The 25,319-nt window shown below is 61.4% G+C and carries 27 protein-coding genes; 2 read left to right on the top strand and 25 right to left on the bottom strand.

Annotated features, from left to right (window positions below; all coding sequences use genetic code 11):
* Positions 1-44 precede the first annotated feature (44 nt).
* Positions 45-1,034 (top strand): glycosyltransferase family 2 protein, encoded by a 990-nt coding sequence (locus M2267_RS03190; protein ID WP_429112417.1) that lies wholly within the window; start codon positions 45-47, stop codon positions 1,032-1,034.
* 64 nt (positions 1,035-1,098) lie between these two features.
* Here M2267_RS03190 and M2267_RS03185 read toward each other — a convergent pair whose 3' ends face one another.
* From M2267_RS03185 to M2267_RS03080, 22 genes are all read right to left on the bottom strand, one after another.
* Positions 1,099-1,665: a hypothetical protein gene (locus M2267_RS03185; RefSeq protein ID WP_043624964.1), complete on the bottom strand. Its 567-nt coding sequence runs from the start codon at positions 1,663-1,665 to the stop codon at positions 1,099-1,101.
* Positions 1,665-2,033, bottom strand: a complete 369-nt coding sequence (locus M2267_RS03180; protein ID WP_034800762.1) for a hypothetical protein — start codon at positions 2,031-2,033, stop codon at positions 1,665-1,667. Before M2267_RS03180 ends, M2267_RS03185 begins: the two co-directional genes overlap by 1 nt.
* A gap of 123 nt (positions 2,034-2,156) precedes the next feature.
* Positions 2,157-2,711: a rod-binding protein gene (locus M2267_RS03175; RefSeq protein WP_043624958.1), complete on the bottom strand. Its 555-nt coding sequence runs from the start codon at positions 2,709-2,711 to the stop codon at positions 2,157-2,159.
* Between the two features lie 80 nt (positions 2,712-2,791).
* Positions 2,792-3,205, bottom strand: coding sequence for a hypothetical protein (locus tag M2267_RS03170; protein ID WP_043624955.1), 414 nt, complete (start codon positions 3,203-3,205; stop codon positions 2,792-2,794).
* Positions 3,206-3,209: 4 nt separating this feature from the next.
* Positions 3,210-3,962: a flagellar biosynthetic protein FliR gene (gene fliR / locus M2267_RS03165; protein ID WP_043624952.1), complete on the bottom strand. Its 753-nt coding sequence runs from the start codon at positions 3,960-3,962 to the stop codon at positions 3,210-3,212.
* Positions 3,959-6,046, bottom strand: coding sequence for a flagellar biosynthesis protein FlhA (gene flhA, locus M2267_RS03160; RefSeq protein WP_043624949.1), 2,088 nt, complete (start codon positions 6,044-6,046; stop codon positions 3,959-3,961). The genes fliR and flhA overlap by 4 nt, the downstream gene beginning before the upstream one ends.
* A 129-nt stretch (positions 6,047-6,175) precedes the next feature.
* The gene (gene fliQ, locus M2267_RS03155) at positions 6,176-6,442 is read right to left on the bottom strand and encodes a flagellar biosynthesis protein FliQ (RefSeq protein WP_043624946.1); all 267 of its coding nucleotides are present in this window, start codon (positions 6,440-6,442) and stop codon (positions 6,176-6,178) included.
* A gap of 7 nt (positions 6,443-6,449) precedes the next feature.
* A complete protein-coding gene (flgD, locus tag M2267_RS03150; protein ID WP_034800748.1) occupies positions 6,450-6,860 on the bottom strand; it encodes a flagellar hook assembly protein FlgD in 411 nt (136 codons plus the stop codon).
* Positions 6,851-7,300: a flagellar biosynthesis repressor FlbT gene (gene flbT, locus M2267_RS03145; RefSeq protein WP_034800746.1), complete on the bottom strand. Its 450-nt coding sequence runs from the start codon at positions 7,298-7,300 to the stop codon at positions 6,851-6,853. The genes flgD and flbT overlap by 10 nt, the downstream gene beginning before the upstream one ends.
* Entirely contained in the window at positions 7,297-7,644 is a 348-nt protein-coding gene (flaF, locus tag M2267_RS03140) for a flagellar biosynthesis regulator FlaF (RefSeq protein WP_034800744.1), read from the bottom strand. Before flaF ends, flbT begins: the two co-directional genes overlap by 4 nt.
* A gap of 34 nt (positions 7,645-7,678) precedes the next feature.
* Positions 7,679-8,734, bottom strand: a complete 1,056-nt coding sequence (locus tag M2267_RS03135) for a flagellar hook-associated family protein (protein ID WP_192447836.1) — start codon at positions 8,732-8,734, stop codon at positions 7,679-7,681.
* A gap of 2 nt (positions 8,735-8,736) precedes the next feature.
* Positions 8,737-10,206 carry a flagellar hook-associated protein FlgK gene (flgK, locus tag M2267_RS03130; protein ID WP_429112409.1) on the bottom strand — a complete coding sequence of 490 codons (1,470 nt, stop codon included), beginning with the start codon at positions 10,204-10,206 and terminating at the stop codon, positions 8,737-8,739.
* 23 nt (positions 10,207-10,229) lie between these two features.
* Positions 10,230-11,441: a flagellar hook protein FlgE gene (locus M2267_RS03125; protein WP_205237086.1), complete on the bottom strand. Its 1,212-nt coding sequence runs from the start codon at positions 11,439-11,441 to the stop codon at positions 10,230-10,232.
* A gap of 91 nt (positions 11,442-11,532) precedes the next feature.
* Positions 11,533-12,204, bottom strand: coding sequence for a transcriptional activator Rem (gene rem, locus M2267_RS03120; RefSeq protein WP_192447840.1), 672 nt, complete (start codon positions 12,202-12,204; stop codon positions 11,533-11,535).
* A gap of 269 nt (positions 12,205-12,473) precedes the next feature.
* On the bottom strand, positions 12,474-13,031 hold the full coding sequence (locus M2267_RS03115; RefSeq protein ID WP_429113030.1) for a transglycosylase SLT domain-containing protein: 558 nt from the start codon (positions 13,029-13,031) through the stop codon (positions 12,474-12,476).
* Complete coding sequence (locus tag M2267_RS03110; protein ID WP_429112407.1) at positions 12,982-14,397, bottom strand: flagellar hook-length control protein FliK; 1,416 nt, start codon at positions 14,395-14,397, stop codon at positions 12,982-12,984. Before M2267_RS03110 ends, M2267_RS03115 begins: the two co-directional genes overlap by 50 nt.
* Positions 14,394-15,695 carry a chemotaxis protein MotC gene (gene motC, locus M2267_RS03105; protein ID WP_429112404.1) on the bottom strand — a complete coding sequence of 434 codons (1,302 nt, stop codon included), beginning with the start codon at positions 15,693-15,695 and terminating at the stop codon, positions 14,394-14,396. Before motC ends, M2267_RS03110 begins: the two co-directional genes overlap by 4 nt.
* A 5-nt stretch (positions 15,696-15,700) precedes the next feature.
* Positions 15,701-16,972 (bottom strand): MotB family protein, encoded by a 1,272-nt coding sequence (locus M2267_RS03100; RefSeq protein WP_429112402.1) that lies wholly within the window; start codon positions 16,970-16,972, stop codon positions 15,701-15,703.
* On the bottom strand, positions 16,969-17,622 hold the full coding sequence (locus M2267_RS03095) for a hypothetical protein (protein ID WP_429112399.1): 654 nt from the start codon (positions 17,620-17,622) through the stop codon (positions 16,969-16,971). The genes M2267_RS03100 and M2267_RS03095 overlap by 4 nt, the downstream gene beginning before the upstream one ends.
* A gap of 450 nt (positions 17,623-18,072) precedes the next feature.
* Positions 18,073-19,047 (bottom strand): flagellin, encoded by a 975-nt coding sequence (locus tag M2267_RS03090; RefSeq protein ID WP_043624928.1) that lies wholly within the window; start codon positions 19,045-19,047, stop codon positions 18,073-18,075.
* 367 nt (positions 19,048-19,414) lie between these two features.
* Complete coding sequence (locus M2267_RS03085; protein WP_402323335.1) at positions 19,415-20,356, bottom strand: flagellin; 942 nt, start codon at positions 20,354-20,356, stop codon at positions 19,415-19,417.
* 287 nt (positions 20,357-20,643) lie between these two features.
* Positions 20,644-21,585: a flagellin gene (locus M2267_RS03080; protein ID WP_402323336.1), complete on the bottom strand. Its 942-nt coding sequence runs from the start codon at positions 21,583-21,585 to the stop codon at positions 20,644-20,646.
* Positions 21,586-21,954: 369 nt separating this feature from the next.
* Between M2267_RS03080 and M2267_RS03075 the strand changes: the two genes are divergently transcribed.
* Positions 21,955-23,868: a glycosyl transferase gene (locus tag M2267_RS03075; RefSeq protein WP_429112396.1), complete on the top strand. Its 1,914-nt coding sequence runs from the start codon at positions 21,955-21,957 to the stop codon at positions 23,866-23,868.
* Here M2267_RS03075 and M2267_RS03070 read toward each other — a convergent pair.
* Genes M2267_RS03070 through M2267_RS03060 form a run of 3 tightly spaced genes read right to left on the bottom strand, consistent with a single transcriptional unit; the run spans position 23,817 to position 25,317 of the window.
* Positions 23,817-24,080: a hypothetical protein gene (locus M2267_RS03070; RefSeq protein WP_429112393.1), complete on the bottom strand. Its 264-nt coding sequence runs from the start codon at positions 24,078-24,080 to the stop codon at positions 23,817-23,819. The genes M2267_RS03075 and M2267_RS03070 overlap by 52 nt on opposite strands.
* Positions 24,077-24,814: a flagellar type III secretion system pore protein FliP gene (gene fliP, locus M2267_RS03065; protein ID WP_043613015.1), complete on the bottom strand. Its 738-nt coding sequence runs from the start codon at positions 24,812-24,814 to the stop codon at positions 24,077-24,079. The genes M2267_RS03070 and fliP overlap by 4 nt, the downstream gene beginning before the upstream one ends.
* A gap of 8 nt (positions 24,815-24,822) precedes the next feature.
* Positions 24,823-25,317, bottom strand: coding sequence for a flagellar basal body-associated FliL family protein (locus M2267_RS03060; RefSeq protein WP_043613019.1), 495 nt, complete (start codon positions 25,315-25,317; stop codon positions 24,823-24,825).
* Positions 25,318-25,319: the final 2 nt, after the last annotated feature.

The raw sequence follows: 25,319 nt of genomic DNA, 5'->3' as shown, positions 1-25,319 counted from the left end.
GATTTGCTGTATTGCGACGCAATTTTGCTTTTACAGGTTTCGCCATGACGACGACCGGCCAGGACATTTCCGTCTACTTCCGGACAGAGCTGGAAGACGCCGGCGACATCGAACTCGTCGTCGTGCTGCCGACGTTCCGTCGGCCGGAGCATGTCGTCAAGACGCTAAAAACCATTGTTTCCCAAAGGCCTGACCTCTCCTTCGCCACGGTCGTCGTCGAGAACGATGCCGACGGGCTGGCCGGGGCTGCGGCGGCCAAGGACTTCTTCCTCGGGCACCCTTCGGAATCGATCGTGATCGTCGCGCACCAGCGCGGAAACTGCTACGCCTACAATGCCGGCTGGGCGACGGCGCTCGCGACCTATCCGAACCTCAAGGCGATCGCGATCATCGACGACGACGAAGTGGCAGCGCCCGAATGGCTCGATTGCCTCATCGCGGCACAGGAAACGACCGGCGCCGATATGGTCGGCGGCCCGCAGCTTCCGGTTTTCGAAGGCGATGGCGGGCAGAAGTGGAAACGCCATCCGGTCTTCACGCCCCATTATGATGCGACCGGGCCGGTTCCCATCCTCTATTCCTCCGGCAACGTGCTCGTCACGCGCGGGGTGCTGGACGCGATGCCCCAACCTTTCCTGGATCCCGCCTTCAACTTTATCGGCGGCGGCGATGCGGATTTCTACAGCCGCTGCAAGGCGAAAGGGTTTTCGTTTGCCTGGGCGGCCGATGCCTGGGTTGCCGAGACGGTGCCGGCCCGCCGCACCAGCGCATCCTGGATCAGGGCGCGCAGCCTCAGGAACGGCGCGATCTCGACGATGCTCGAACATCGGCGAGACCCGAGCTTCAAGGGCCGCCTCAGGACCTTCGGCAAATCGCTGGCGCTGCTTGGCGCATCGATCCCGCGTGGGCTGGAACTGTGGAACAAGAGCGGGTTGGCGGCGGCCGGGTCATACCATTTCTATGTGGCAATCGGCCGGCTGATGGCGGAGCTCGGCCTTGTCAACGAGCAGTACCGCACCCCGGAAAAGAACTGACGACGGATACCGTCTTGCCGATGGCGGCGGCCGAGCGGAACCCGGCCGGACGCTCTGGCTCTCGTCAGTGCGAGCTGCTTGCCTTGACGGCGCCTTCCGGCAACTTGTCATCGGCGACATTGCCGTTCTTGTCGACGATCGGGACCGGCTTTTGCCGCGGCACGTTCTGGCTGTTGGCGACGCGCTTGACGTCTTCCTTGGTCAGATATTCGAGCTGCTCGACGAGCACCTCGGTGATCACCTCTCCGCCGAGCTTCTTGTTCAGGCCGTCCTTGACCGTCGTCTTGAACGTCGGGAGGTCGAACGTGCCGGTGTCGGCGATGTCGATGAATTTCGAGCCGACGAGCAAATCGTAAAGCTCATCGGTAACCATCTGACGCAGCGGCGCGCGAAGGTTGTTGATCCCCTCCTTGGTGGCGGAGAAGGAAAGCTTGGTCAGGAAATAGCCCTGAACCGAACCATCCCGGATGACCGGGATGGTGATCATCTCACCGGGAACATATTGCTCCGCTGCGCGCCGGGCGGCCTCGCCGTCAGCGACGACGGGCGCGGAGGCGCTTTGCATCGAGAAATAAACCGATCCGAGCGTAACCGCGCAGACCCAGATCCCGGTGAAAACGAGCTTCAGCATCAGAAATCGCTATAGCGGAACTGCGCTTCGGAATAGATGCCGTCCGCATCGGCATCCTGGGCGGCGGTCTTCAGGAGGTCGACGACGGCGCGAACCGCTTCGAGATGCGCCTCGACCTTCTGCGAATTGACCGACAGCTTCTCGCGCAGGTGCAGTGCATGCGAGGAGAAAGCCGAAGAGTTTTCGCCCGGCAGCATGTCACGATGCAGCATCGTCAGTTCGTAGAGGCAACGGCTCTTGTGGGCGTTCGATGTCTTGATATCGAATTCCGGGTCGATGCCGATCCGGCTGTTCTCGTTGTCGAGGATCATTTCCAGGCGGCCGAGCACGTTCTGGATCCGGACGTCATTGGATGCCATGGCTTCCATGAATCAACTCCCAATTGGATCACGATGATTTCTGGTCGGATCGACCGGATTCTCAAGCGATCTATTCCTATGAATTAGAGCGGAATGCGGATGGAAAACTGCAAGCAGTTCCCCGACCCCGCCCTAGGCTTGCTTGTTCTTGTCGTTGTCGGTCGAGAAGCCGGTCAGCGTCTTGCGCTCGTATTCCTGCACGAGGCTTGCGGCGAGGTTTCGGCTGTTACCGTCGAGCGATGCCTGAACCCGATCGGTGCCTTCGGCACCTGCGAGCTGTTCGGCAATGCCGATGCCACCGCTCTTGGAGATCACGTCGCCGATCTGCTCGGCCATCATGCTCTTCCAGATGTCACCCGCGTTGCCCTTGCCGAAGACGTTCTCGCTTTCGGTCGGCAGCATCGACTTCACGAAGTTCTGCAGCACCATGGCCTCGAACTTGCGATAGGTTTCCGGAATCTTCTTCTGTTCGACGCGGTTGTTGAGGTCACCGAGGCCGCTCGAACCTTCGGGCGACAGGTTCAGAACGTTGACGGCAGCGGCAAAGCCGTTGCCGTTTTCCGCGAGACTCGTCGCCTTGAAGGCGGCACGGTTGGCCTTCAACCGCGCCTGCGCTTCCTGCACTTCGGCGGGGTCGGCGGCGCGCACGACATCCATCACCAGATCGCTGGGCGGAGAGATGGCCATGACGTATCCTCTCAAAATCGAGCCTGGGCATTGGTCGGCCCGGGTCCGCTCCGCCATCGGAGCAAACCGGGAATGACGCACTATCGCCCGTCAAGCTTACCGGAAGCTGGCGCGTTGCCCGTAACGTGTTGATCGATCAGGTCGTAGATGGAATTGTCGGCCTCTTCGCGGTCCTCGGACTGGCGGGCCTCCTTCATGTTTTCCTCGAGCCGGTCGGCTTTCGCGCGCTCTCTCAGCATGCGCGCCTCGTGCGTTTGCTGGATGCCGTGCAGCATCTGGTCCTTCTGCACGAGCCTTCCGATCTGCGAGGAATAGTGGCCGGAGAACATGCGGTGCATCGGGTGCGCCGAGCCCATGGCATCGACGACGACATCGATCGTCTCGGCCAGGATCTCGCGCTGCCGCACCATCTCGACGAAATCCGCCTCCGCCATCTGTTCGAGATGGCGCTGGACGGCGACCAGCCGCTTGAGTTTCTGCGAGCGGGTTTTCATCCGGCTATCCTCCCTGCATGACCAGCGCGAAACCGTCGCCGAACAGGCGCAGCATTGCGGCGATACCGAGATAGAGCAGGAACAAGCCGCCCATGATCAAATAGGGCTGCGAGATGAAGTAGATCGGGATCTGTGGCGCCAGCTTGTTCACCATGCCGATCGCCACGTTGAACAGCAGGCCATAGATGATGAAGGGGCTCGCGAGCCTCAGCATGATCATGAAGATCTGCGACAGCGAATCCGTGAGCGTGATCAGCACGCCTTGCGGATCGAAGGGCGTGCCGATCGGCATGGCGCGATAGGATTGAACGATCGCCTCGATCATCACATGATGGAAGTCCAGCATGAACAGCACCATCAGGCCGGTGAAGCTGATCAAGCTGGTCACCTGGTTTTCGGGGGTATCTTCGATCACGTCCGACGATGGCGGCGAGGCAAAGCCCATCAGCATGGTGATCGCCGTTCCGGTGAACTGCAGTCCCAGGACATAGTAGCGGGCGACAAGACCCATGACCGCGCCGACCGCCGTCTCGGCGGCGATCAAATAGATGTAGCTGTGCCCCTTGCCGGTCACCTGCGGATAGATATCCGTCCACATGACAGGCAGGATCGCCATAGAAACCGCGACTGCAATGAACAGCCGCACCTGCATAGGAACGCGTGCGCTGGAGAACCCGGGCATGATCATGATGCAGCCGCCGATCCGGCAGAAAGCCGCGAACAGCGCCAGCACCGTGCCCTCCGGGTCGGTGATCATGAAATGGAGCCGATGATCTTGATCTCAAGGCCCTTGGCAAGCTCGACATGCGAGAGCACGGGCAAGGTGGCAAAGAGGCGCTCGATGATCATGCGCACATAAGAACGAGATTCGGGCGAACTTACCAGTACGAAGGGCATGCCGCGATCGAGATGTTCACGGATAACTTTCGTCGCCTGCTCGCTGAACTCTTCGAGGTGACGCGGATCGATGTCGAACTCGACAACCTCGCCCTTGGCGTCGCGCTTGAGCGCCTGGTGGAAGACCATGTCCCATTTGTTGCCGAGGCGCAGCACGCGCAGGATGCCGTTGTCGGCAAGGTCGCCGCACAGCTGCTGCGACATGCGTACGCGCACGTGCTCGACGATCTGCTCGGTCTTGCGGACATGCGGCGCGAGTTCGGCGACCGCTTCGAGGATCAGGTGGAGGTTGCGGATCGAGACCCGCTCCGCCAGCAGCAGCTTCAGCACCGCCTGCAGGCCCGAATAGGACATGTGCGAGGTGCAGATCTCGTCGGCGAGCTTGCGGTATTCCGGATCGAGCCGCTCGATCAGCACCTTGACGTCCTTATAGGAGAGCAGGTGCGGCAGGTTGTTGCGGATCACTTCGCTCAGGTGGGTCAGCACCACCGAGACGTTGTCGATCGGATGGAAGCCTTCGCGCTTCAGGTCCTCGGTGAAGGTTTCGAGGATCGAGACCGCGGGCATGCCGAAGGCGGGTTCGCGGATCTCGTCGCCCGGAACACTCGGCCGGCGGCCGCCGCCGGTGACCACCAGGACTTCGCCGACGCGCACCGTGTTGGACGCGATCGTCGTGCCGTGAATGCGGATATGGTAGGCCTTGTCCGGAATGCTGATGTCGTCGGAAACCTTGATTTCCGGGATGACGAGGCCGTACTGACCGGCGAACTTGCGGCGCATCTTGCCGACGCGGAAGGCGAGTTCCTGGTGTGCGCCGAGCAGGCGGGTCGAGACCTGCTTGCCGAGAAGCAGCTCGATCTCGGCGGTCTTCAGCACCGACTTGACGGAGTCCTGCTCGCCTTCCTTGGTCTGCTGGACCTTGGCGGCCTCTTCGGCGCGACGCGCGGCATTGGCAGCCTCGATCTGGCGCGGCACGAGCCAGCTCAGGAACGCCATGCCGCCGCCGAGAACGGCGAAGGGCAGGAACGGCAGACCGGGAACCACGGCCAAAAGAATGATCAGACCGGAGGCGACCATCAGCGCCTTCGGGTAGCCGCCGAGCTGGCCGACGACGGCCTGGTCGGTGGAGCCGGATGTGCCGCCACGCGATACCAGAAGGCCGGCAGCGAGCGAGACGATGAGTGCAGGGATCTGCGAGACGAGGCCGTCACCGACCGACAGCTTGACGAAAACGTCGGCCGCTTCGCTGATCGGCATGCCATGACGCAGGTAACCGATGATGATGCCGCCGAAGATGTTGATCGCGGTGATGATGAGGCCGGCGATCGCGTCGCCGCGGACGAACTTGGAGGCACCGTCCATGGCGCCGTAGAAGGAGCTTTCCTCTTCGAGTTCACGCCGGCGGCGCTGCGCTTCCTTCTCGTCGATCAGGCCCGCCGACAGGTCGGCGTCGATCGACATCTGCTTGCCGGGGATCGCATCGAGGGTGAAGCGCGCGCCGACTTCGGCGATACGCGTCGCACCCTTGGTGATGACGATGAAGTTTACGGTGATCAAGATCAGGAAGACGATCAAACCGATGACGAAATCGCCGGACATGACGAGGCTGGCGAAACCGGAGATGACGCCGCCGGCAGCGCCGTGGCCTTCATGACCATGCGAAAGGATGACGCGGGTGGTGGCGATGTTCAGCGCCAGGCGCACCATGGTCGAGATCAGCAGGATGGTCGGGAACGAGGAGAACTCGAGCGGGCGCTGGATCCACAGGGAGACCATCAGGATCAGCACGGAAAAGGCGATCGAGAAAGCCAGTCCCATGTCGATCAGAAAGGGCGGGATCGGCAGGAAGAGAATCGACAGGATCGCCACGATCCCGAGCGCGAAGCCGATGTCCCGGCCCTTCGGAGCTACTTTCGGGATGATCAGCGCTGCTTGTTGTGCCATGTCTCTTCCGTCTCATCATGAGATCAAGGCAGCATTCACACGCGCTGCCCCACTATAGAGATGGAGATACCCGCCCAAGCTTGCGCGAGGGTTTCATGGCGTCGCTGGCCGATGGCCGGCGGTGCGGGATCAGAACCCAGACTGGATGCGCGAGAAGATGATGTCGGTGAAAATCGAGATCTGAGCGCCGATGAAGGGCGCGGACACGGCAACCGTGATCATGACGGCGAGGATCTTCGGGACGAAGGTCAGCGTCATTTCCTGGACCTGGGTCAGTGCCTGAATGAAGGCAATGACGACGCCGACGATCATCGCGGCGAGAACGGCGGGCCCCGAGGCCACGATCACGGTCCAGATCGCGGCCTGTACGATATCGAGGGCATCCGCCTCATTCATGGAGTTATCACTTCACCTTGACGCCCGGGCCGATAACAAGCTCCTTGCCGTTATCCAGCACCGCAATGATTCCGTCAGAGTATAGTTTCACTTCCTTAACCACGCCAGTGGTCTTGCCGTCTTCGCTGGTGACAGTGCGCCCGATGACGGCGTCCGCTTCGCTCAACGACGTGCGCTGCAGCAGGCTTTCAAGGTTCTTGTTGGTCTTGATCGTCTGCTCGACCTGCGAGAAGGTCGCAAGCTGCGCGATCTGCTGCGTCGCGTCCATCGGCTGCGTCGGATCCTGATTCTTCATCTGGGCGACGAGCAGCTTCAGGAAGCTCTCGTAGTTGAGCGATGCCTTGGCAGCGTCGCCGCCCGAATCCTGAGCCGAAACGTTCGGGGTATAGCCGTTGTTGCTGACGCCGCTTACCGCCATGGTGCGATCTCCTTGCGAATCTGCTCGACCGTTGCCGGCGTGATTTCCTGCGTGTTGAGAATACGGTCTTCGATGGCGTAGAGACCGCGGATCGCCTTGAGCGCTTCGAAGGCGCGACCGTTGGTCACCAGGCCGTCAACACGCTTCAGCTCGGCAAGGATCTCTTCGTTCTTGAAGCAGTTCAAGAGCATGACGATCGACTTGCGGAACATGGCGGTCGATTGCTCGGCGCCTTCCGGATTGATGAGGATCATCTGCGCGATGAAATAGAGCTGCTTCAGCGGCGTCGTCGCGTCTTCCGGCTGCAGCACGTGGTTTTCGAGCAAGAACGTCACATCGTTCAGGAACTCGACCGCGACCTTCCGGTCCACGCGCAGCACCGCGCCGTTTACAAAAATCCGTTCGCCCGACTTCAGCGAGATACGCAGTGTGCTCTTCATTTCAGTCCATCCCTGATGATGGTGGTAATGTCAATTATGCCCTGGAAGTTGGAGGATTCGCGTTTGCGGATCTTTTCCGTCTCGTTGAGTATCCAGATGGCGATCGAAATCAGATTGGCGCGCAGCTCTTCGTTCAGCTGGTTCTCCGGAGCACGCAGATCTTCGATGAAACGGATCCACAGGCGCCGGGTAAAGTAGATGGCCTCGATGGCCTCTCTCGAATACCCTTTCTGCTGTTTCGCTGCTTCCATGAGCGCGATCGAGCGATCGAGTACCTGCCGTTCCCGATTCTTGGAGTCGGCGACGCCGTCCTCCATGATCTCGGCATAGGAAAATTGGTACATTCAGACATCCTTCATGTTTGTCCGGCTCCTCACACTAGAGGAAATTGAGCAAGCTCATCTGCTGTAGTCGCGACGTTAGTGTATAGGACGTTTCCAACTGCACCTTGAGCGTGTTGATCCGGGTCGATGTCTCGATCGGATCGATGCCTTCGAGATCGGCGACATGCGTGTTGACCAGCTTGAGCTGCGCGTCGATTGAGGTGTTCGCCTTCTTCACGCGCGATTCCGAGATACCGAGCTGGCTGCGTTCGCCGTTGAGCGCGGCGATGCCCTGCTCTGCATAGTCCAGCGCCGCGGTGCCTACGGCAGCACGCGCGTCAGGCGTGATGTTCTTGTCCATCAGCTCGGCCGAGATCACGCTCGCCAAGGCGAACATCCGGAAGCCCTTGGTATTGGCGTTGGTCGAGCTTTCGATCACCTCGCTGGCGCTGATCCGGCTCGTCATGTTCTGGCTGGAAGCGTCCGACCAGTTGGTGTCCCAATACCCCCCGGGGGTGGTATCCATGAAGCTGGTTTCCAGTCCGGTGATGAACGTCTTCATCTGCGCGGCGGTGATCTGGTCGTCGGACGTTATGCCATTGGCGGACTTGAACGCCGTAAACGCGGTATCGAAGGCCGTCTTTGCCGCAGACGTAGCGGTGTAGTCGGCGACGGGCTTGGCGTCGGTATTGATGCCCGAAAACAGGAACTCGCCGTTGAAGGACGTGTTGGCAGCCGCAGTGAAGGTCTGCAGCGCACCCATGATCTCGGTCTTCTGGATCTTCAGCTGGCTCGCGGCATCGTTACCCTTGTAGGTAACGAGCGTGTCGCGCACCTTTTCGGCCGCTTTCGCCATCGTTTCCAGCGCGCCCTGCGAGCCGGAGAGGCGCTGGGTTACGACCGAGTTGGTGCTCTTCATCGAGTTCAGCCGGTCGATCTCGCGCTGAAGATTGAGCGAGCGCGAAGCCGTCGCGCCAAGCGTCAGGCCAACGTCGTAGTGCCGACCGGTTGTCTGTTCCTGGGTTGCCTTCAGCAGATCCATCTGGTTCTGCTGAATCGTCATGCGCATGGCGGTCTGGATCGCCAGATTAGAAACGTAGGACGTCTTCATGATTACCTCACAGCTTCCATCAGGGCCGCCATCATGGCGTCCACGGTGCTCACCAGCTTGGCCGATGCTTTGTAGGATTGTTCGAGATCGAGCAGCAGCGACAGTTCCTCGTCGATGCTCACGCCGGTCTGCTTGCTGAGCGCTTCCTGGGTGCGCGAGAGCATCGCGCGCTTGTTGTCGTCAGCGGTCGAGGCGGTCTTGCGTGTCTCCTCGAGCCAGCCGACCGAACCGGTCGCAAAATTCAGCAGGCTGCTGGTTCCATCAAGACCGGTCGACGGGTCGAACGACATGTTCTCACCCATCTTGTTGATGAAGCCGTCGAGCAGGCCCGTGTAGCCGGGGCTCGGATTGCCGGCACCGCCGGGGTTCGAAACCACGCCGTTGAAACCGCCATCACGCAGAAGAAGCGGGTTGGCCTTCGCCAGCGCATTAACCGTGATCTTCGACGCCAGGCCCGGGACGACTGTTCCTGCCGCCGGCATCGTCGCCAAAGCCGGATCCGTGGTGAACAGGCCGGGTTTATAAGGGATCGGCGTCGGCGTTGCGCTCGGATTGCCTTCCTTGAACATCTCGATCAGGCCGCGCGCGATTTCGTCGAGCTGTGACTGGAACTTCGGCGCGATGTCGTCGCGCAACTGCACCAGGCTCGCGAGCTTGCCCTTGGCCGTGGTGTCGGCGCCGCTTCCAGGGGCGATCGGCACGCCGTCGACGAAAATCTTGTTGCCGACCGTCGACGCGTCAAAGGCCGTGGTCGGAGCAAAGGTGACCTTGCGCGGGCTGTTCTCGAAGAGAACCGTGCCGTCGGTGGTGAAGATCACCGTATCGTTGTCGCCGCGGGTCACGGTGGAGATGCCGATGATCTCGGAGACCTGCTTCAGGATCTTGTCGCGCTGGTCGAGTGCGTCGCTTGCGTCGCCTCCCGTCGCAGTCGCCGATTTGACGGCATTGTTTGCCTTCTCGAATTCCGCTAGCAAGCCATTGAGCTTATCGACCTCGAGGGCGATTTCCTTGTCGGCATCCTCACGCAGGTTCTGCACCGTGTCCGAGGTCTTGTTAAGCGAGTTGGCAAGATCCTGCGCGCTGGTAACCGCAGATGCGGCAATCGTCTTGTTGCCGGGGGTCGAGGCCAGCGTCTGCAGGCTGTTGCGGAACTCCGACAGCATCTTCGACGGCGCAGTCTCGTAGTTGTTGCCGCCGAGAGCCGATTTCAGAAGCTCCAGGCCATCGCGGAGCCGCGCCTGGCCGGAGGCTTCGCCAATGCTGGCGATGCTCTGCTTGAGCAGCGCCTCGTTCTGTGCCCGGTAGATGGATACGACCTGCGCGCCGCCGTTGCCGGTGCTGCCCAAGAGGGCGAGGCGACGCGAATAATCCGCATTGCCCGCATTCGCGATGTTCTTCGACACGATCGCGGTCTGCTGCGCCGTGTTGCTGAAGGCTTGCTGTGCGATGGATATAGCGGAGGACAGCGACATGACGCGGACCGTATCTCTTTCAATTACCGTTTCAGGTTGACCAGCACGTCAAGCAGGTCCGAGGCGGTCTGGAACACCTTGGAGTTTGCCGTGTAGTTGCGCTGCGCCTCGATCATCGAGGTGAGTTCGTTGGCGATATCGACGTTGGAGTTTTCAAGCGCCTTGGATTTGATTTCGCCGAAGGCGCCGTTTCCGGCAAAACCCGTGACAATGACGCCCGAGTCCGCGCCCTGGGTGTAGACGTTGCCCGATTCCGGCTGCAGCTTGTCCGGGCTCTGCACGTTGGCGAGCGCAATGCGGAACTTCGGCACGAGGTTGTCGCCGTACTTGGCGTAGACGATGCCTTCCTTATCGATCTCGAAGCCCGACATCTTGCTTGGTTTGTTGCCGTCGATGGTGCCGCCATCGCCTTCGAATTTGTCGCCAACCTGGGTCGTCTTGGAGAAGTCGATGCTCAGGGAGGCGAGCGATGCGTTGCTGCCGGTGAAGGGGCCTAGCGGAAGCGTCGTCAGCGGTGCCGGGTTCGCTGGGTTGAGCTTGCCGGCGGCATCGAACTGCAACGCCTGCGTGGCAAGGGCGGTGCCGGACGTGCGGTCGACGATCTTCAGCTCCCACGCGCCGTTACCGGCCTGCTTCGTGTAGGTGAAATCGAGCAGGCGAGAGTTGCCCTGGCTGTCGTAGACGGAAAGCGACGTTTTGTATTGGTCGCCGGTCGCTGCGTTGCCCGGAAGGGTTGCCCCCATCGCGCCCTTGCTGGAGCCGTTGGCCACCACGCCGTCATCCGCGAGCTTGACCGGTACCAGGCCGTCGAAGCCGTTGACGACAACGGTCGGATCGACGCCTTGCTTGTACTCGTAGCCCATCAGCGTGTAGCCGGCGGTGTTGACGAGGTTACCGTTCTTGTCGGGCACGAAGGAGCCGGCGCGCGTCAGGAAGTTCTGGCCGCCATTGCCCGATACGATGAAGAAGCCGCCGCCGTTGATCATCAGATCGCTTGCCGACGTGGTGTAGCTCGAGCCGCCCTGCTGGGAAATGCTGTAGCGAACCTGCGTCTCGACGCCGCCGGAATTGTAGTTGCCGCCGCCCGAAGGCAGGATCATCGACGAAAACTCAGTGGAGGCGCGCTTGTAGCCCGTCGTGTTCGAATTCGCGATGTTTTCGGCGACGGTGCCCAGACGGTTCGACTGGGCGTTCATACCGGACACACCCGTTCTCATGCTGCCATAGAGACTCATATCGGATCCTCATTTCCTTGTTACGGCGACACTAGGAAGCGGGCCTTGCGTGAACCTGTCTTGGTTCAGCGCCCGCCCATTGGCGTGGCGCTCAGTTCCAGTCGATGCAGTAGCCAAGGAAACGCTTCGAATCGATCGGGTCGAAGCCGAGCTTCTTGCGCAGTTTCTTGCGCAGCTTGCTGATGTGGCTTTCGACGACGTTTTCCTCGACGTCCTCGTCGAAGATCCCGTAGATCGCGTTGAAGATCTGCGACTTGGAGACGCGACGGCCGCGGTTTGCGACCAAATATTCGAGAATGCGGCGCTCGCGGCGCGGCAGGGCGAAGACATCGCCGTTGATTTCCGGATCACGGCCGTCGGCAAAAACGCGGATCGGACCGATGTCGGTAAAGTTGGCGATCGCCTTCAGGCGCCGGCGGATCGCAGCGACCCGGGCGAGGATTTCGCGGGGGTGAATCGGCTTGCGCACGACGTCGTCGACGCCGCAATCAAAGAGTGCAAGCGTGTTTTCGAGGGACGGCGTGTCGCTCATCGCGATGACCGGCGCCATCGAGCGATCGCGGATGGCCCGCGGCAGCGTGAAGGTGGTGTCGCCCTGACCGATCAGGAAGGCTTCCACGGCATCGATATCCGAATCGGCAGCCGCGTTTACCCACTCTCCAAATTCCTTGGGATCGAATCCCGTCGAGGGAATACCTTCACGTCCGAAGAGGGACGCATACCCGTCCTTCACCAGCTCTCTTTCATCAACCACTACGATCATTCGCCCGCCTCCGAATCAGTATGGCTCCGCACTGATTGAGAGGTACGAATCGAGGGATTCATGAACAACTAGAGGAAGTTACTGGGAGGAATTAATAATTGATTAACCATGTTTCGCCGATTTGATCTATATCTAGTGGCACCTACCTCGAAGCGACACTAAAATAATGTGGAAAAGTTAACGGACTACGACAAATCGCTTGCGGTCACATTGTCCGCGCATTGTCGCCACAATGCGGCAAACCGGATGCTAATACAATTATTGGTTGCTTATTGGCAAAACTGCGTGGCGTTCGGCGTCCAGTTGCCGTAGCCGGTCGCGACGAGATTCGCGATCACCCGGCAGACATATTTCTTCTGCGCCGGGTCGTTGTTCGGGCCCGCGTGATACCGCGCAACGGCCATCGTCCAGGTCTCGTGCCTCGCATGGAGATTGGCCAGGAAGCGTGCGGCATATTCGACATTCTTCTGCGGGTCAAGCATCTCCTGCGGCGAGCTGAAATGCTCGCCATGGAAGTAATAGTTGATCTGCATGCAGCCGAGATCGATGAGCTTGGCGCCCTGTGCCCGCGCGTTGCCGAACTGGGTCAGAACGTCCTGTTCGCTGCTGCCGAAATAGGCCTTGCCCTCGATGTTCATCGCGTAGGGTTGAAGCGATCCCTTGCGGCCGGTTTCGGTCAGCCCGACCGAATAGAGGATCCCGGCCGGGATATTGTACTTTGCCGCCGCGCTGATGATCTCACGCTCGCAGACGCCGGCGTCTGCGCTCGCAAAAGCACTACATGTAGACGTGACCAGTACGAGAGCGCTCAGTGCCGGCAGCCGCATCGTCCGTCCCGCCATTGCCAACCCACCTTTCCGCCGCCGAAGACTGGCTGTCGTCCTGTCGCTGCTGTCGTCCCTGGCCGTTGCCATCGGCGCGATCTCGGCCCTGTTGCCCGGCTTGTGCCTGGGCCTGGGCTTGCGAGCCGCCGCCCGACGACGTGTCGCCGCTGGAGTTGAACACGATGTTCACCTGGTCGACCGCAAAGCCCTGAGCGCGCAGCGCCTTGACCAGATCGTTCTGGTCGTCGCGCAACTGCCGGAAGGCGTCGCCGGTCTCGACCTTGAGTTCGACCTGCAGCTCGTCGTCCTTCAGGCGCAGCGTGGCCGTGACGAGGCCAAGCTCGATCGGGTGAAGCTGGATCTTCAGGGTGTTGAGCGTCTTGCCGGCCTGCGTCCACGCACCCGGCTGAGCGAGGGCAGCACTTGGCTGCAGGGAACTGGTGGCCTCGCCAGCGATGGCGTCTGCCACGGCGCTGGTGTTCGGGCTCATCGAGATGCCGAGATAACGCCGTGCCTCGAGCACGGTGACGTTCTCGACCTTGGCGGAGCCCTGCGAACGGGCGGCGTCGAACGCCGCGTCACCGTCCTTCGAAAGGCTCATGGAAACGGCCTGTCCCTTGCCGTCGGCCCGGGCGAAACGGAAGAGCCGATCGGGATCGCTCTCGCCTGCCTGTGCCTCGGCTTTCGCGCTATGCTCGCTGCCACCGGCAACCGGCACTGCAGCTTCAATCTGGCCGTCCGCGGCCTGACGCGCGGCCGCCGTCTGTCCCTGAGGCTGTGCCGTCTGGGCGCCGCCGAGCAGCGTCAGCAGATCGTCCATCGCCGTCTTTGTCTGCTTGGCTTCTGCACCCTCGCCGCCAGCGTTGGCGTCGCTATCGACCGCGGTGCGATCTGCCGACGCCTTGCCGACGCCCTTCGTCAGCGCAGCGATGCGCTCGGCGAGTTCGTCATCAGCCACCACTTGCGCCAGATCGTCGGACACGGCAGCCGTCTTGGCCGGATCGGCCTTGTCGACGGCACGTTTGCCGCCGACACCGCGCTCGGCCATCTGGAAATGGTCGCGCAGCGCGTGCTCGTCAAACTGTTCGTTGCGACCGAGGCTGATGCTGCGTGTCGCGGCCCTGCCTGCGGTCTTGGCAATATTGTCCTTGTCGATCAAGGCTCCCGCCTCCGCGTCGCTGCCGGCAGCGGCGTCGTTGCCACCCTTGCCTGAACCCGGCTGATCGTTGTTTTTCTGTCGCCCCGCATTGGCCACGGCATCTTCAAACGCGCCAACCGATGCACCACCGGCCTGTTCCTTACCGCCCGTTCGTCCGCTTCCCGTGCCGACAGGCGCCGGAGGCATGCGCAGAGTGTCCTCAGCCCTCATTTGTCATCTCCCTTGAGGAGAGCGTCGATCTCGTCGATCTTCGATCGTCCTTTCGCCACGAAGCCATCGTGCTCCGGGTCCGCCACCTCGTCAGCGCCGGATGCAGCCACGGTCGTCGGCGCTACCGCCGGGGTCTGCCCGCTTCCAAAGGGGCTCATACCGCTGCCAGTTTCCTCGCTTGCGGCCGACGCATTCGCTTCAACCGGTCTATCGGGTTTAGACGCAAACGCTTGCGTGAGGCTTTCACCGGCAGGTGGCCGAACGACGGCGTCCGCAACCGCCTTTGCGGCGTCGCGCAGGGCGCGGTCGCGCGGCGAAAGCTCCGCGTCTGAAATAGCCGCCAGGCTCGCCGTCGCGGCGAAGACGTCGTTGGAGGGCACCGAAGCCAATCCGGCATAGAAGCTGGCGAGCAGTTTCGGCTGCGCCGCACCGTCAGCGCCCAGCGCCTCGGCGCGCTCAGAGGCGAGCTTCGCAAGCTCCTGCTTGCCGGCGATCGCCGCGCGTCGAGCGACGCGAAGGAAGACTTCGCGCTGGCGCGGCGCATCCATGAAACCGAGGATCTCCGAGATCCGCCCCTGCGCTTCGCCATCGAAATGGGCAACGGCAAGTTCGACGAAGACATCCGCGAACTGGCTGGCATAGGGGGACGTCAGGTAACGGCGGGCATAGGTTAGCGCGTAGCGGAAGCCCTTGTCCGCGTCGCCCGCCTGAACCGCAAGGAAGACCGAGCGGCGCAGGGCGGCCTCTTCGATGATCGTACCCGGGGCCGCGAGACGGGCCCAGTCGTAGTACTTCATCGCGCCCACCGGATCCTGCTGCGACGTCGCATTGCCGAGGATGAGGTAGAGATAGGGGCCGATGCGGGCGCTGCGGTATTCAGGCGCGGCCTTGGACAGGTTCTCAACGATCAGGCCGCCCTTGCCGTTCAGATATTGCGTCAGCGCGTCGGTGACGCGGGAATCGAAGTTCCCCGCCACGTCGTGATCAGCTAGGTACTTCAACGTCTCCGGATTGCCGCCGCTCATCGCATAGACCAGCGCCGCATCGACGTTGCGCGGATCTCGGAAGACAGTCGCATCGGCCGCACGCAGGCGCTTGTCGATCGCGCCCAGCATGAAGCGCTGCATTTCGATCGCCGAATGGTCGCCAAGGACGACCGAGTCCTGCACATATTGCAGCGACCGGATCATCTTGAAGGGTGCGAGCTCCTCGATATCGTTCGCCCTGGCAGCCCCTGTTGCAAACGGGGTCGCCAGCACGCAGCAGGCCATCAGAGCGGTTCGCAGGCGTCTCAGCATGGCGGTTAACCCGGAGCCGATTGCAGGAGGATCTCGATGCGCCGGTTGCCCGGGGCGTAGGGATCGCCGGGGATCTGCAGCCGCCGGTCGGCGAAGCCGCTGATCTGGCTGACGCGATCTTCCTTCAGGCCGCCGCGAACGAGCATGTAATAGGCACTCTGGGCGCGGGCGGCGGAGAGGCGCCAGTTGTCATAGGTGCCATCCTTGAAGGGGCGGCCGTCGGTATGGCCGCGGATCGCAACCGCACCTGGACGCTCGGCCAGGAGATGGCCGATCTTTTCCATCGCCAGCACCAGCTCCTTTTGCGGCACGGCCGAGCCGATGGAAAACATCTGCGCATCGGTGCGCTCGCTGATCGTCACCATCAGGCCGCCTTCAGCAGGCGTCACGACAAGTCCCTCGGCCAGCTGGCCCGCCTCGCCGGCAAGCTGCTTCTTCAGCTCGGCCTGGAGTTCGGCCGCCTGCGCCTTGGCGTCGGCCTCGGCAGTTTCGGCTTTCGGCTTTTCGCCGGCCGCGGCATCCGCCGTGTCCTTGCCAGCGCCTGTATTCGTGTCCTTGCCGTCACCGGCCTGTTTGTTGGCCGCGTCGGGCGTCTGTTCCGACGCGTCCGCCTCGGACTTCTTGACAGTCGGCGTCGCACCTGCGGGCTCCGTCGACTTGTCGGCAAGGGCAGCGACGGTTTCAGCCGTGTTGCCGGCGTCCTTCACTTCGACCTGCTTTGTCCAGAAGTCCGGGTCGAACGGGTCACGATAGGCCTCGCCGCCATCGGCGCCGGTGGCCGGGCCGGACTGGGCCGCACCGCCCTCACCCTTGACGCTGATGTTGGCCTGCTGGCCGACCTCGCGCGCGATTTCGGAAAGCACCGAATAGGGGTTTTCGAAGAAGTCAGCGTCGGAATACTTCGTCTCTTCGCCCGACGTCGCCGTCAGCTGATCGCCGGTCTTGGCCGAGCCACCGGACTTGTCCTGCTCGCCATCGACCTTCGAACGCTGCTGCGTTTCTTCGCCCTGCGCATCCTTGGCCGGGTCCTTCAAGCCACGTTCGGCCGGCTTCTGGTCGGTCAATTGCACCGGGTTGAAATAGGAAGCGATCGCCGCCTTCGTCTCTTCGTTGGCGGCATTGATCAGCCACATCACGAGAAAGAAGGCCATCATGGCGGTCATGAAGTCGGCATAGGCGATCTTCCAGGAGCCGCCATGGTGACCGTCATGGCTGCCGCTGTGGCGCTTGACGATGATGATCTCGTGCTTGCCGTTGTGGTGGTTTTCGTCGCTCATGCGAGAACTTTCCGAACTGTATCGGCCCAGGCGGCCATGCGCGTCACGAGGATGGTGCCATCCATCTCGACGGCGAGATCGACATCGTCGGATTCGACGTGCCGCAAGGATGGCATGTCTTCTCCGAGCTGGCGTTTCAGCGCCTCGAAAAGAGACGCCGGGCCCTTGACGACGATGGTGCAGCCTTCGCCGGCCACAAGGCCCTGGCGCAACATCTGCGCCATATCGGCAACGGCGCGCTGCATGAGGGCATCGCCCATGACCGGTGCAAGCACGCGAGCGGTCTGATCGCCGAGTGCGACAGCAAGCCCTTCGGTCATTTCGTCGATGCGCTGCGCCAGACGGTTCGCGGTTTCCTCCTCGAAGCGCCGCGTCAGCGCCTCGAGTTCGGCCGCGTGCGCCGCCTGGAGTTCGGCAATCTGCTTTTCGTGTTCAAACACGAGTTCCGCGGTCGCCTCGGCCCGCCCTTCGGCAAAGGCTCTCCGGCGCTCCGCATCGATATCGATTTCCGGCATGGCGGGTCTCGCGCCGAGGCGTTCGCCATCGGCAAAGTCGGCATCCAGATCAGGGAAATATTTCGGCGGCATCAGCGACAGCTCGACTTTCGGCGCGCTGAAGTCCTTGAGATAGCGGGAGAGCATTGCACTCATGGCCGGCCCCCTGCAGCGGACCTGCGGCAATGCGGCGATCCCCATCTGCTTGAGAGGCGGCGCTCCCTGGCGCGGACTTCCATTGCTCCTGGCACTGCTGACATGTCTCCCTCGGGCCCGACCGTCGGATACGGCGAACCCAGCATTCTTGACGTACATCGGCGTGATCCGGGGTCGGTTGGTCCCGGAACGATCCGATGCAGGCGACGGCGCAAAGGTCATTTTGGCCGGCAGTCATCCGACAGGACTGCGAGGGAAGGCTATTCGGTCAAACTTGTGCGAAAATGAATGTGTTGGACCGCGCCAGGGCAATTAGCGCGGTCCAACAGTTTCCACCGGGTGCCGTGACCGACGACGTGGCAGAACTCAAAGTGCCGTCACCCACATCGGGGAGATGGGCTCAGTTTGGCAGACCGGCGGCCGCTTCGGGCCGCTGTCCGCCGCCGCGCCTTACTGCTGGAACAGGCGCAGGATGTTCTCGGAATTGGTGTTGGCGATCGAGAGCGCCTGGATGCCCAGTTGCTGCTGCGTCTGCAGCGCCTTCAGCCGCGTCGATTCCTCGTTCATGTCGGCATCGACGAGACGACCGACGCCCTTGTCGATCGTATCCATCAGGTTGGCGATGAAGCCTTCCTGCAGCTCGATGCGCTTGGTGATGGCGCCGAGCGTGGAGCCGGCATCCGTCAACTGGTTGAGGATACGTTCGACGACGCTGATCATGTCGGACATTTCGGCAGGCGTCGTCGATGCGGTCAGCTTGATTTCCGCCGTCGTGCCGATCGGCGTCGTCGCCGGCGCGCCGATCAGGTGGTACAGGCGTGCGCCTGCCGTGCCGGGAGGAGAGGTGAGCTGGGACGCGTCGTAGTTCCGGGTCAGGATGCCGCGGCTCGCATTCTGCTTGTCGATCAGCATCGACTGCGAGGTGTCGAAGTCGAGCGTGGTGACCGACACGTTGCCGTTGGCGTCACGGTTGAACGAGGCGACAACCGACTTGGTGCCGACGGGGGCCGTCGCGGCGTTGTAGAGCCAGTTTTCACTGGAGAACGATGCGGACTGTGCGGCCGAGATGAGCTGGTTCTTGAGCTCGGAGATTTCCTTGTCGATCTTCAGCTTGTCGACGCCCGGCTCGCTCGCCGCGACGAGCTTGCTCTTGATCGCGCTGACGACCTCGATCGAGGAATTCATCGCCGCATAGGCCGTGTCGATCTTGGCGGCGCCGAGGCCGAGGGCGTCCTGAACGGTGGAGAGCGCCGCGTTGTCGGAGCGCATGGTGGTCGCGATCGACCAATAGGCGGCGTTGTCCGCGGCTGTCTGCACGCGATAGCCCGAGGAGATGCGGTCCTGGACTTCGGCCATGTCGGAGTTGATCGAACGCAAAGTCTGGAGAGCCGCCATGGCGGCGGTGTTGGTCATGATGCTGGTCATTGGTCACCTGTCCCGATTGAATTCATAAGGACATTCCGGAGTGTTACCGGCAGCGATGGGACTGGCATCATGCGAATCGCCCCTGTTTTGCCCTCGAGGCGACCCTTCGCTCTTAACGAATATGTAACGATCTCATAGTTAACAAATGGTTAACACCGTTAGGAAGTCAGTAACAAAGGTGAACAAAAATAAGGGAAGATGGACGAAACGTTAAGGTGGGCGCGGTTCGCTTGGAACGGACGCCGGCGACGCCTGGCGGCCATGGCACACCGGAGCGCAAAACGAAAAAGCCGCACGATCCACGGGGGATGTGCGGCTTCTTTTCGAGGTGACGGGCGAGGATCGCCCGTCAGGTTCGGTCGATCGATTAACGGAACAGCGACAGGATGTTCTGCGAGTTGGTGTTGGCGATCGTGAGTGCCTGGATGCCGAGCTGCTGCTGCGTCTGCAGAGCCTTCAGGCGGGTCGATTCCTCGTTCATGTCGGCGTCGACGAGGCGGCCAACGCCCTTCTCGATCGAGTCCGAAAGGTTTTCGACGAAGCCCTTCTGCAGGTCGATACGGCTGTTGAGCGCACCGAGGTCGGCAGCTGCGTCCGTCATCTGCGTCAGGACCGAGTCAACACCCGAGAGAGCCTGCGACAGAGCGCCGGTCGTCATGTTGGTGATGTCGAGCGTCATGACGCTGTAGGCGAGTGCTACGGTCGCACCGGTTGTGTCTGAGTACGAGATGTTGCTGGAAAGCAGGCCCGTGCCGTTCGTGACGTTGGCACCAGAAGCGTTCACTTCGATGAGCGAGCTCTTGTTGGTGTCGTACTGCAGCGTCGTCAGGCTGACATTGCCCTTGGCGTCGCGGTTGAACGAACCGACAATCGACTTCGTTCCAGCAGCGTTGTTCGGGTCGGTGTAGACCCAGTTTTCGCCGGAGAAGGAAGCCGACTTGGCAATGCTCAGGAGCTGGTTCTGCAGTTCCTTGATTTCCTTCTGGATCTTGCTCTTGTCAACGCCCGGCTCGCTGGCGGCAACCAGCTTCTTCTTGATTTCGTCGACGACGTCCTTGGAGTTTTCCATGGCCGACGAAGCAACGTCGGTCTTGGCAGCGCCGAGGCCGAGGGCGTCCTGAACGGCTTCGAGCGACTTGTTGTCCGAACGCATGGTGGTCGCGATCGACCAGTAAGCAGCGTTGTCAGCCGCGGTACCGACGCGCAGGCCCGAGGAGATGCGCTCCTGGGTGGTTTCCATCGAGGAGTTGATCGAACGCAGGGTAGCGAGTGCGCCCATGGCGGAAGAGTTGGTGAGAATGCTCGTCATGGCTGAGTGCCCCTTGTTGGCAAAGATGAAATGGAAAGGGACATTCCGGGATTACCGGGAAACGACGGTCAGCCTCATGCCTGCTGACGCTCTAATCTGTTCGGGTCAACCCGTCGTTTCGATGGTTACAACAAACACCATCGTGGTTAACGAACCCTAAAACCCGGAGAAACTTTTCGAAGTTTTATCAGTGCATTGGCGACAAAGAAAAACCGCGCCTCTTGCGAGGCGCGGTTTCGTATCTTGCTTCGGGTGCGGGCCGTGGCCCGCCCCCTTCAGCCCGTCGATTAACGGAACAGCGACAGGATGTTCTGCGAGTTCGAGTTGGCGATCGACAGTGCCTGGATGCCGAGCTGCTGCTGCGTCTGCAGAGCCTTCAGGCGGGTCGATTCCTCGTTCATGTCGGCGTCGACGAGGCGGCCAACGCCCTTCTCGATCGAGTCCGAGAGGTTTTCGACGAAGCCCTTCTGCAGGTCGATACGGCTGTTGAGCGCACCGAGGTCAGCGGCAGCGTCGGTCATCTGCGTCAGGACCGAGTCAACACCCGAGAGAGCCTGCGACAGAGCGCCGGTCGTCATGTTGGTGATGTCGAGCGACAGAACGCTGAAGGACAGAGCTACGGTTGCACCGGTTGCGTCCGAGTACGAGATGTTGCTGGAAAGCAGGCCCGTGCCGTTCGTGACGTTGGCGCCAGAAGCGTTCACTTCGATGAGCGAGCTCTTGTTGGTGTCGTACTGCAGCGTCGTCAGGCTGACATTGCCCTTGGCGTCGCGGTTGAACGAACCAACGACCGACTTCGTGCCAGCAGCGTTGTTCGGGTCGGTGTAAACCCAGTTTTCGCCCGAGAAGGAAGCCGACTTGGCAATGCTCACGAGCTGGTTCTGCAGCTCCTTGATTTCCTTCTGGATCTTGCTCTTGTCAACGCCCGGCTCGCTGGCGGTTACCAGCTTCTTCTTGATTTCGTCGACGACGTCCTTGGAGTTTTCCATGGCCGACGAAGCAACGTCGGTCTTGGCAGCGCCGAGGCCGAGGGCGTCCTGAACGGCCGAGAGGGCCTTGTTGTCCGAACGCATGGTGGTCGCGATCGACCAGTAAGCAGCGTTGTCAGCCGCGGTGCCGACGCGCAGACCCGACGAAATACGCTCCTGGGTGGTTTCCATCGAGGAGTTGATCGAACGCAGGGTGGCGAGTGCGCCCATGGCGGAAGAATTGGTGATGATGCTCGTCATTAGAGTGTCCCTTGATTACTTTAGACGATTTAGGGGACATACCGGACTTCCCGGTGATGGCGGATCGGCTTCATGCCACTCGGTTCCAACTATCTCGGAAGAAACCAAACCCGTCATGTGAAAGGGACTATCGCGTCCAAAGCTTGCGAATTGATTAAATGCCCAAGGCGACTTGGTCCGAGATAACTTATACTTAACAAGACTTTAATGGTGTCCCGGATGCACGGGGCACAATCCCACCGCCGCCGGCATAGATGTGTCCAACGGTCGTTCGCTCCTGCCTGAGGCAAGCTCCCCCAAGTAAACTCGCCTTCGAACAAGGACTAGCAAGCCGGCGCCGATCGCCGCGCCTCTTCGACGGAGCTCTTAGTGAACGCCCAAGCCATCTTTTCGACCGCCTCCCGGCAATACCAGAAGGGGCAGTACACGGACGCGCTCAACCAGCTGAATGTGCTGATGGGGATCAACCGCGACACCAAGACCTACGTGCTTCTGGCGAAGGTGCTTGTGAAACTTGGCTTCAAGGCTGAGGCGGCCCGCGCCTACCAGCTCGCCGGTGAAGCCGGCGGCTCGCGGGCGGAGGATTACCTCACCGACGCCATGAAGCTCTACTTCGCAAACGGGCAGGAGGACGAGGCGTTGAGCATCGGACTGCCGCTTCTGGAGAAGGCCAAGACGGACGCCGAGATCGCCTTCATCATCGCCTCGATCTTCCTCAAGCGCGGCGAAAAGGAAATCCTGGGGCTTTTCAAGGCGCCGCTGACGCTGAGCACCAACCGCCTGCATAATGCGCTTGCCTTCAAGCTTTTGACCGCCGAGATCAACGACCTGCAAGATCGTGACGCGCTGGCCAACCTCTTCCGCAACAACCCGAAGAACACCACGTTGCGGTCGGCCCACCTCGTCTATGCGCGCGAAGCCAACGACTATGCCGAGGTCGAGAAGCACGAACGCGACATCCAGAGGGCGCTGAAAGCCGGGCAGACCGAAATTCTTGCGGCTGAAGCGCCCTACTACCATGCGACCTGGTGCGGCGACGAAAGCTTCAACCGTGTCGCCGGCGCTCAGCTCAACCCGTTCCCGAGCAGCCTGACGGAAGTCCGCCGCGCCGCGCCGCACAGCTGGGGCGAGCGTATCCGCATCGGCTATGTTTCCGCCGATTTCTGGGACGACCATGCGACGATGAAGCTGCTGAAGGCGGTGTTGATGGCGCACGACAAGACGCGCTTCGATGTCACCCTCTTCTGCCATACCAAGAGCGCGCTTGCGACGCGCGACCAGGACATACGCGCAAAATGGGGCAGGATCGTCGAGATCGGCGACCTCTCCGACGACGAGGCCGCGCACGTCATTCGCCAGGAAAACATCGACATTCTCGTCGACCTGAAGGGGCACACGCTCGAAAGCCGGGTCTCTATCTTCAACCGGGCGGCAGCTCCCGTGCAGGTCGGCTGGCTGGGCTTCCCAGGCACGACGGTCAACGTCGATCTCGACTACATCATCGGCGACCCGTGCGTGCTTCCGGACAGCAGCAAGGCGTATTACTATGAAAAGTACTGCCGTCTGCCGGAGACCTACCAGCCCAACGATCCCTACGAGCGCGCGCGCCCACGGGCGATGTCGCGACAGAATGTCGGCCTTCCCGAAGATGCATTCGTGTTTGCCTCCTTCAACGCAAACCGCAAGATCTCGCTTCAGACGGTCAACCTCTGGGTCGACATCCTCCGCCAGACGCCAGGAAGCCTGCTGTGGGTGCTGTGCGACAGGGCGGACGCACGTACAAATCTGCTGGCCAAGTTCAAGAGCGCCGGCATCGATACCAAGCGCATCGTCATCTGCGGCAAGCTCGCCTACCAGAACCACGTCGACCGCGTTCCGCTGGCCGATCTCGGCCTCGACACCTATCCCTATAACGGCCACACGACCACATCCGAGCAGCTCTGGGCAGGCCTGCCGGTGCTTTCCTTCAAAGGCACTAATTTCGCTTCACGCGTGAGCGAGAGCCTGCTGAACGCCATCGGCGTGCCGGAGCTCGTGGCCGCCGGACCGGAGGACTACGTCAAGGAAGCTGTCGCGCTCTACAACAACCGTGACAAGATCGCCGACTATCGGAAGAGGCTGGACGAGAACCGGTTCCGGATGCCGCTGTTCGACGCGGAACGTTTCTGCCAGCACCTGGAAACGGGCTACGAAATGATGGCCGATCGCGCCAAGCGCGGACTTGCGCCCGATCACATCGACGTTCCGGCGTTGCCGCCGCGCAGCGGGTCGTTCGAACGCTGAACGACGACAATTCCTAAAAAGACAAAAGGCAGCGCTACGGCGCTGCCTTTTTTTGTTGTCCCGTTTCGAAGATTGCGACCCTTGATGACGCGAATGATCTGGAGCGCCATGCGCCAAAAGGTGAGCGCATCGCGGTCTTTCGCATCCGCGTCCTCACTTTGAGCTTTTGATCTGTCGTTACCGCGCCGCGCAGGTTTGCGCGGCAGGCTCAACTGAAGGAGCGCACCAGGCTGCCGACGAGCAGGTTCCAGCCGTCGATCAAGACGAAGAAGAGAATCTTGAACGGCAGCGAGATCGCCGTCGGCGGCAGCATCATCATGCCCATGGCCATGGTGATGGTGGCGACGATCAGGTCGATCACCAGAAACGGCAGCATGATCAGGAAGCCGATTTCGAAGCCGCGGCGAATTTCCGAGATCATGAAGGCCGGCACGACGGCGCGCAGGTCGACTTTATCGTCGACGACGACCGTCTGGCCCTTTTCCTTGGCGATGTCGATGAAGAGCTGCAGGTCCTTGTCGCGCGTATTGGCGAGCATGAAGTCGCGGAACGGCTCGGTGATCCGGGGGATCGCTTCCGTCTCGGTGATCTGGTTCTTCATCAGCGGGTCGATGCCGTCCCGCCAGGCGCGATCGAAGGTCGGCCCCATGACATAGAAGGTCATGAACAGCGCCAGCGAAACCATGATCATGTTGGATGGCGTCGTTGCCAGGCCCATGCCGGTGCGCAGGATCGCAAAGGCGATCACGAAGCGCGGAAAGCTGGTGACCATGATCAGGATGCCGGGGGCCACCGATAGCACGGTCAGAAGACCGAAAGTGCGGATGATCCACGAGGCGGCAGAGCCGTCGACAGGCGTATTCAGGATATCAGAGGGGAAGCTCTGGGCGCCGGCAATACCGGACATCGCCATCATGGCAACTATAAAGGCGACTAGCCGGACCATTTATCGAATCATTGGATGACGAAGGTTCTGAACATCACATTGGTTACGCGCCCATCGGAGCGCAGGTCAACCCGCTCCTGGATGTCATCCCGGAGATATTGAAAGCCGCGCGGTCCCTGGATCTGCTGCAGGGAGACGGTTTTCAGGTAGGCGGCGATATCCTGGTGGATCTGCTCGGCCAGTTTCGGGTCGGGCACGCCGTCGAACTGCAGCGCCACTTCCAGGCGGATCCAGTTTTCCGAGGGATAGGCAAGGTTCGTGGTGATCGGGTCGAGCTGGACAACGCCGTTCGCTTCGATCGCGACCTTCGGCAGCCCCTCTTCGCCGGTCGCATTGGCGGCCGGCTCCTTGGCTGCTTCCACCTGCTCCTTCGGCGGCGGTGGCGCGAGCAGGCCGCCGACCAGCCAGCCGCCGCCACCGGCAACCAGCGTCAGCACGGCGATGGCCGCAATGGTCAACACCTTCGACGGAGGCTTCGGAGCGTTGGAATCGAGTTCTTCCATCT

Origin of the sequence: Ensifer sp. KUDG1 (assembly GCF_050434285.1) — a bacterium.
GTDB lineage: Bacteria > Pseudomonadota > Alphaproteobacteria > Rhizobiales > Rhizobiaceae > Ensifer.
Note: the sequence above shows the minus strand (reverse complement) of the source record. Positions and strands in the feature narration are given on the sequence as shown.